The organism is Actinomycetota bacterium (assembly GCA_036280995.1).
Lineage (GTDB): Bacteria > Actinomycetota > CALGFH01 > CALGFH01 > CALGFH01 > CALGFH01.
In genome coordinates this window covers 24608-31113 of record DASUPQ010000851.1, presented here as the reverse complement: position 1 = coordinate 31113, position 6506 = coordinate 24608, and the positions used below count along the sequence as shown (strand labels likewise).

The following is a 6506-nucleotide window of genomic DNA, read 5'->3' as shown; positions in this document are numbered from 1 at the left end:
CAGCTCGCCCTGCTCCGCTCCGAGGGCACCCCCCTCGCCCCCTCCGGCGCCGCCGTCGACCTCCACGCCGCCCGCTGGTCCGCCTCCGGCCGCGGCCAGGACGCCCAGCCGTCCCTGTTCGACTAGGCCAGGTCGTTGCGGTGGACCCGGCCGGCCGCCATGACCAGGCGGAGGTGGCGGGCGGGGTCGGTGAGGACCTCCAGGCGCTCCAGGGGGTTGCCGTCGACCACCAGGAGGTCGGCGAAGGCGCCGGGGGCGACCACGCCGGCACGGCCCTCGAGGCCGACCAGGCGGGCGGGCACAGTGGTCGCCGACCGGAGGATGTCGGCGGGCCGCTGGACCTCGGACCGGATGGTGAACTCGGTGAGCTGGCGGCGGTGCATGCCGCCCAGGAGGTCGGTGCCGTAGGCGATCGGCAGCCCGGCCCGGTGGGCCAGCTCCAGCGCCCCCAGGCCGGCGTCGAGCACCTCGAACACCTTGGCGTGCTGGTCGGCGGGCATGCCGTGCTCCAGTCCCTCCTCGGCCAGGGCGGCATAGGTGGCCAGGGTGGGCACGTAGAAGGCCCCGGTCCGCTGGAACAGCTCGACCGAGGACCCGTCCATCAGGTTGCCGTGCTCGATGCAGCCGACCCCCGCCTCCAGCCCCCGGTTGACGGCGGCGGCGGTGTAGGCGTGCCCGGTGACGTAGCGGCCGGCCGCCCGCGCCTCCTCCACGACCGCCCGCAGCTCCTCCATCGAGTACTGGGTCGAGTCGATCCGGTCGGTGGGGGAGGCCACCCCGCCCGACAGCATCACCTTCACGTGGTGGGCGCCGCGGCGCAGCTGCTCCCGGGCCGCGCGGCGGACCTCGGGAACGCCGTCGGCGACCACGGTGAGGGTCGGGCAGCAGGGGTGCTGGTCGAGCACGACCCGGCCCGGCCCCCGGGAGTCGCCGTGTCCCCCGGTCTGGGACAGGGCCTTGCCCCCGAAGATGACCCGGGGCCCGGGCAGCAGCCCCTCGGCGACCGCGGCCGCGATCCCGTAGTCGGCCCCGGCCACGTCGCGCACGGTCGTGAACCCGCGGTCCAGCATCCCCCGCAGGATCCCGGCCGCCCGCGCGGTGGCGTAGGACGGCGACCACTCCTCCAGCGCCCCCAGGTCGGCGGTGGCCGCGAACACGTGCACGTGGGCGTCGATCAGTCCCGGCATGACGGTCATGCCGCGGGCGTCGAGCACGGTCGCGTCCCCGGCCCGGACGGCCGCGGTCGCCTCGACCTCGGCCACCCGGCCGCCCTCGACCACCACCGTCCGCCCCTCGGCCCGCGAACCGGCCCCGGGGTCGAGCACGGCGGCGTTGCGCAGCACGATCCGCCCGTCGTCCAGCGTCATCCCTCCCGGCTGGGTCAGGGGGCCCGCCGCTCGCGCCAGCGGCGGACGACCCGTTCCACGTCGAAGGGGGTCAGGTTCAGCGGGGGGCCGGAGGCGGCCTTGCGGTTGCCGTCGGCGATCTTGCGGTTGATGGCGGCGACGAGCTGGCGGACCTCGCCCTCGGTGGCGGCGTTGGCGGCGGCCTCGAGGGCGGCCTCGGCCTCCTTGCGGAGGGCGATGGTGGGGGGCAGGTAGGCGAAGTGCTCGCGGCGGAGCTTGCGCTTGACCCACCAGAGCTCGTCGTGGGGCTCGTCCAGGTCGGGGATGGGCTTGCCGGCGCCGGGGAGGTTGTCGAACTCGCCGCGCTCGGTGGCCTCGCGGATCCGGCGTTCGACCCAGGTCCCGAAGCTGACCCCGGGGGGCTTGCGATCGGTCACGGCGAGGCGACGGCGCCCGGGTAGTGGCGCCGGAGCATGGCCATCCCGATGGCCGCCCGGCGGACGCGCTCGCGGGCCGACGCCACGGCCAGGGCGGCCAGGTGCTCGCCGGAGGGGTAGAGGCCGGGGGCGTTGCGGACGGTGAACTTGAGGTGGATGGGGGCGGCGACCCGGACCAGCTCGGGGGCCTCGTAGTAGCGGACGGCGCCGCCGAAGTCGTCGGCGCCCTCGACGTAGACGTCCAGGGGGATGGCCACGGCCTGGCGGATGGCGGCGATCTGGGCCAGGGACAGGTCGATCGGGAGGTTGAGGGTGGTCGCGCCCAGCTCCTCCAGCAGCCGGGCCGTGGCCGGGTTGGTGACGGGCAGCGAGATCGAGATCTTGATCTCGAGGTCGCCGGGCAGGTCGCCGGAGCGCTTCATCCGTCCCAGCACCCACAGCTGGCCGGTGTCGGCGACCAGGATGCTGCGCACGCCGAGCTGGCAGCCCCGGCGGACGTCCTCGATGCCGTAGACGAGCTGGTCGGCGCCGCGCAGGCTGCCGGCGACGACGCGGCCGGCGGCGGCGGTCGCCTGGACGCCGACGTCCCAGGCGGCCCGGGGGCCGACGAACAGGCAGACCTCGATGCCGTGCTCCTGGCCGAGCGCGACCATCTCGCGGATGTCGTCGTCGGTGAGCAGCATCATCCCGCTGCCCTGGCTGATCCGGTGGACCCGCAGCTCCCGCTCCTTGGCGGCGTCGATCACCGCCCGGAACGGCTCCGGGCCCTCGACCGAGGGGATCTCGACCCGGTACTGGGCGCCGTCGCGGAACCGCCGGGCGGAAGTGGGCAGCTCGCCGGGGTCCCGGTCGGGCAGCCCGAGCCCGGCCAGATAGCGGCGGACCCCGGCCATGGGCCGGTGGTCGGGGTCGGCGGCAGGTGTGGTCATGGCGGTCCTCCCCTCCGGGCCCCCATGGTAGAGAAGGCGGCCGGCTCGGACAGGACCCGCTTGACGACCGCCCCGGCCGCCCCCCGCACGGCCGCGTCGGGACCGAGGCGGGAGGCCAGCACCACCACCGGCGCCCACCGGTGGGCGATGGCCCGCTCCCGCAGCTCCTCCAGCAGCGGCTTGCACAGCCACGGCTCAAGGGCGGCGTACAGGCCGCCGAGGACGACCGTGCTCGGGTCGACGACGTTGACGGTGGCCGCCAGCCCCATCCCCAGGGCCCGCCCGGCCGACTCGACCGCCCGCAGCGTGTCCGGGTCGCCGGCCCGGGCCCTGGCCAGCAGCTCGGCCACGGACCCGCCCGGCTGCCCGATGCTGGTGCCGACGGCGCCGGTCAGCCCGGCCGCGCGCAGGATCGCCTCCTGGCCGGCCACCTGCTCCAGGCAGCCGCGGGCGCCGCAGCGGCAGCGCGGGCCGTCGGGCTGCACGGTGACGTGGCCGATCTCGCCGGCGAAGCCCCCGACCCCGCGGAACAGCTCCCCGCCGATGACGATGCCGCCCCCGACCCCGATCTCGCCCGAGACGTGGATGAAGTCGACCAGCTCGTCGTGGCCGCCGAACCACAGCTCGCCAAGGGCGGCCAGGTTGGCCTCGTTGTCGGCCACCACCGGGAGCTGGTGGGTGGCGAACCGGTCGGCCAGGATCTCGGCCACGGGCACGTCCACCCAGTCGAGGTTGGGGGCCAGCCGGAGCAGCCCGCGGTCGGTCTCGACCGGGCCGGGCACGGCCACGGCCAGCCCGGCCACGGTCAGCCCGGCCGCCTCGGCGGCCTCGATGGCCGTGCGGGTCATGCGCACGGCCCGCCCCAGCACCTTGGCGGGGGACTGGGCCCGGTTGTCGCGCGCCCGGGTCCTGAGATATCGGACCTCCCCGACCAGGTTGGCCACGCACACGGCGATGTAGTCGACGTTGATCTCGAGGCCGACGCCGACGAAGCCGGCCCGGTTGAGGGCCAGGGCGCTCCCCGGCCGGCCGATCTCGCCCCTGGCGTCGGGGCCGAGCTCGGTGACCAGGCGGGCGGCGACCAGGTCGTCGACCAGGCTGGAGACGGTCGTCTTGGTCAGGCTGGTGGTGGCGGCGATGCGGGCCCGGGACACCGGCTCGCTGGCCGCGATGCACTGGAGCACCAGGGCGAGGTTGTGGTGACGGAGCGCATCCTGCCTGGCCGGCGACCGCCCCGTCCTCACGGCAAGACCTCCCCCAGGATGTTTGTCCAGTCCCTGGACATACTCTACCGACTAGGCATTGACAGGGAAAGGAGGCCCAGCTTAGTTTGGCCACTGAACGGACAAACTCCAGGTTCTACGAAGTTCCCGAAGCGGAAGTCGGGGGTTCGTATGGTGGGAGACCGGGGTGACCTCGGGATCGGGATGGTCGGCTACGCCTTCATGGGCCGGGCCCACTCCCAGGCCTGGCGGACCGTCGGGCGCTTCTTCGACCTCCCCTTCACGCCCAGGATGGCCGCCATCTGCGGCCGGGACGCCAGCGCGGTCGCAGCCGCCGCCGACCGGCTCGGCTGGCCGGCCACCGAGACCGACTGGAAGCGGCTGGTCGAGCGGGACGACGTCGACCTGGTCGACGTCTGCACCCCCGGGTCCAGCCACGCCGAGATCTCGATCGCGGCCCTGGAGGCCGGCAAGCACGTGCTGTGCGAGAAGCCGCTGGCCAACAGCGTCGACGAGGCGCGGGCCATGGCCGAGGCCGCGTCCAGGGCCGCCGCCTCGGGCGTCAGGGCGATGGTCGGCTTCAACTTCCGCCGGGTGCCGGCCGTCGCCCTGGCCCGTGAGCTGATCGCCGCCGGCCGCCTCGGCGCCATCCGCCACGTCCGCGGCGCCTACCTGGCCAGCCACGTCCTCGACCCCGAGTTCCCCCTGCTCTGGCGGCTCCAGGCCGAGCACGCGGGGTCGGGTGCCCTCGGCGACCTCGGCGCCCACGCGATCGACCTGGCCCAGCACCTGGCCGGCGACCGCATCGCCGGGGTCTCGGCCCTGACCGAGACGTTCGTGCGCGAGCGGCCGCTGCCCGGCGGCGGCGGGGCCCGCGGGCCGGTCACCGTGGACGACGCCGCGCTGTTCATCGCCCGCTTCGCCGGCGGGGCGGTCGGGAGCTTCGAGGCCACCCGCTTCGCCACCGGCCACACCGAGGGGCTCCGGGTCGAGGTCAACGGCGAGCTCGGCAGCGTCATCTGGGAGCTGGGCGCCCTCAACGAGCTGCGCCTGTTCGATGCCACCGAGGACCCGGCCACCCAGGGGTTCCGGCGCATCCAGGTCACCCGGGCCGGCCACCCGTACGCCGGGGCCTGGTGGCCGGACGGGCACACGATCGGCTACGAGCACACCTTCACCCACGAGGTGCGCGACCTGCTCCACGACATCGCCGACGGCCGCGACCCGGCGCCGTCGTTCGCCGACGGGCTCCAGGTGCAGGAGGTGCTCGACGCGGTGCAGCGCAGCGCCGCGTCGGGCGCCGGCTGGACGCTGGTCGGGCGCCAGTAGCTCATGCCCGAGATGGGCACCGGATAAGGAGGGTCCATGCACACCACCGCCGCAACCGCGAGGACCGGGGTCCGGGGACGGGCGTTGCGCATCGGCGCGGCCGTCCTGCTGGCCGTCGCCACCGTCAGCCTCCTGGGGGTGAGCGCAACGGACGCCGCCGGCTCGCGAGGCCACCTCGACGTCTCCCGGGAGCGGTTCGGGACGATGCCCGACGGCACCGTCGTCCACCGCTACACCCTCACCAACAAGCGCGGCATGGAGGTGAAGCTGATCACCTACGGCGGCGCGATCCAGTCGCTCCGGGTACCCGACCGCCACGGCCGCAAGGCCAACGTCACCCTTGGCTTCAGCACCCTCGAGGAGTACCTCAACCCGGCCAACCCGTACTTCGGCTGCATCACCGGCCGCTACGCCAACCGCATCGACGAGGGCCGCTTCACCCTCGACGGCGTCACCTACCAGCTGGCCATCAACAACCCGCCCAACCACCTGCACGGCGGCAACGTCGGCTTCGACAAGCGGGTGTGGAAGGCCGAGGTCGTCCGCGGCGACAAGTTCGTCGGCGTGCGCTTCACCTACACCAGCCCCGACGGCGAGGAGAACTACCCGGGCACCCTCAAGACCACCGTCACCTACACCCTGAACAACCGCAACGACCTACGGATGCGCTACCAGGCGACCACCGACGCCCCGACGATCGTCAACCTGACCAACCACGCCTACTGGAACCTGGCCGGCGAGGGCTCGGGCGACATCAACGACCACGAGCTGCTGCTCAAGGCCAGCCGCTACACCCCGGTCGACGAGACCCTGATCCCCACCGGGGAGATCGCCCCGGTCGCCGGCACGCCGCTGGACTTCACCCGCTCGACCAGGATCGGCAAGCGCATCCGCGACAACCACCCGCAGCTCGTCATCGGCCGCGGCTACGACCACAACTGGGTGCTGGACCGGCGCGGCTCCGGCCTGGAGCTGGCGGCGCGGCTCAAGGACCCGCGCAGCGGGCGGGTGCTGGAGGTCCTCACCGAGGAGCCCGGGATCCAGTTCTACTCCGGCAACTTCCTTGACGGGACGCTGTACGGCACCAGCGGCCGGGCCTACCGCCAGGGCGACGGCCTCGCCCTCGAGACCCAGCACTACCCCGACTCGCCCAACCACCCGAACTTCCCGTCGACCGTGCTGCGGCCGGGTGACCGGTACGACACCACCACCATCTACCGCTTCTCCACTGACTGAACGGGC

At 74.1% G+C, this 6506-nt stretch carries 6 protein-coding genes; 2 read left to right on the top strand and 4 right to left on the bottom strand.

Annotated elements, in window-relative coordinates:
* Nucleotides 1-122: 122 nt before the first annotated feature.
* The 4 genes from VF468_28585 to VF468_28570 are packed head-to-tail and all read right to left on the bottom strand — an operon-like array spanning nucleotide 123 to nucleotide 3956.
* Nucleotides 123-1367 (bottom strand): amidohydrolase family protein, encoded by a 1245-nt coding sequence (locus VF468_28585; protein ID HEX5882243.1) that lies wholly within the window; start codon nucleotides 1365-1367, stop codon nucleotides 123-125.
* Between the two features lie 14 nt (nucleotides 1368-1381).
* Nucleotides 1382-1783, bottom strand: coding sequence for a DUF1992 domain-containing protein (locus VF468_28580; GenBank protein ID HEX5882242.1), 402 nt, complete (start codon nucleotides 1781-1783; stop codon nucleotides 1382-1384).
* Entirely contained in the window at nucleotides 1780-2676 is an 897-nt protein-coding gene (locus VF468_28575; protein ID HEX5882241.1) for a U32 family peptidase, read from the bottom strand. The genes VF468_28580 and VF468_28575 overlap by 4 nt, the downstream gene beginning before the upstream one ends.
* 32 nt (nucleotides 2677-2708) lie before the next feature.
* Nucleotides 2709-3956 carry an ROK family transcriptional regulator gene (locus tag VF468_28570; protein ID HEX5882240.1) on the bottom strand — a complete coding sequence of 416 codons (1248 nt, stop codon included), beginning with the start codon at nucleotides 3954-3956 and terminating at the stop codon, nucleotides 2709-2711.
* Nucleotides 3957-4106: 150 nt separating this feature from the next.
* On the opposite strand from VF468_28570, the gene VF468_28565 reads away from it, so the two are divergent.
* Together VF468_28565 and VF468_28560 are read left to right on the top strand one after the other, a co-directional pair.
* Entirely contained in the window at nucleotides 4107-5264 is a 1158-nt protein-coding gene (locus VF468_28565) for a Gfo/Idh/MocA family oxidoreductase (protein HEX5882239.1), read from the top strand.
* 36 nt (nucleotides 5265-5300) lie between these two features.
* Nucleotides 5301-6500, top strand: coding sequence for an aldose epimerase family protein (locus VF468_28560; protein ID HEX5882238.1), 1200 nt, complete (start codon nucleotides 5301-5303; stop codon nucleotides 6498-6500).
* Nucleotides 6501-6506 lie beyond the last annotated feature (6 nt).

Excerpts from the sequence above, each read along its gene's own strand:
- VF468_28585 (HEX5882243.1), bottom strand. The coding sequence starts at position 1,367 with ATGACGCTGGACGACGGGCGGATCGTGCTGCGCAACGCCGCCGTGCTC.
- VF468_28575 (HEX5882241.1), bottom strand. The coding sequence starts at position 2,676 with ATGGCCGGGGTCCGCCGCTATCTGGCCGGGCTCGGGCTGCCCGACCGG.
- VF468_28565 (HEX5882239.1), top strand. The coding sequence starts at position 4,107 with ATGGTGGGAGACCGGGGTGACCTCGGGATCGGGATGGTCGGCTACGCC.
- VF468_28560 (HEX5882238.1), top strand. The coding sequence starts at position 5,301 with ATGCACACCACCGCCGCAACCGCGAGGACCGGGGTCCGGGGACGGGCG.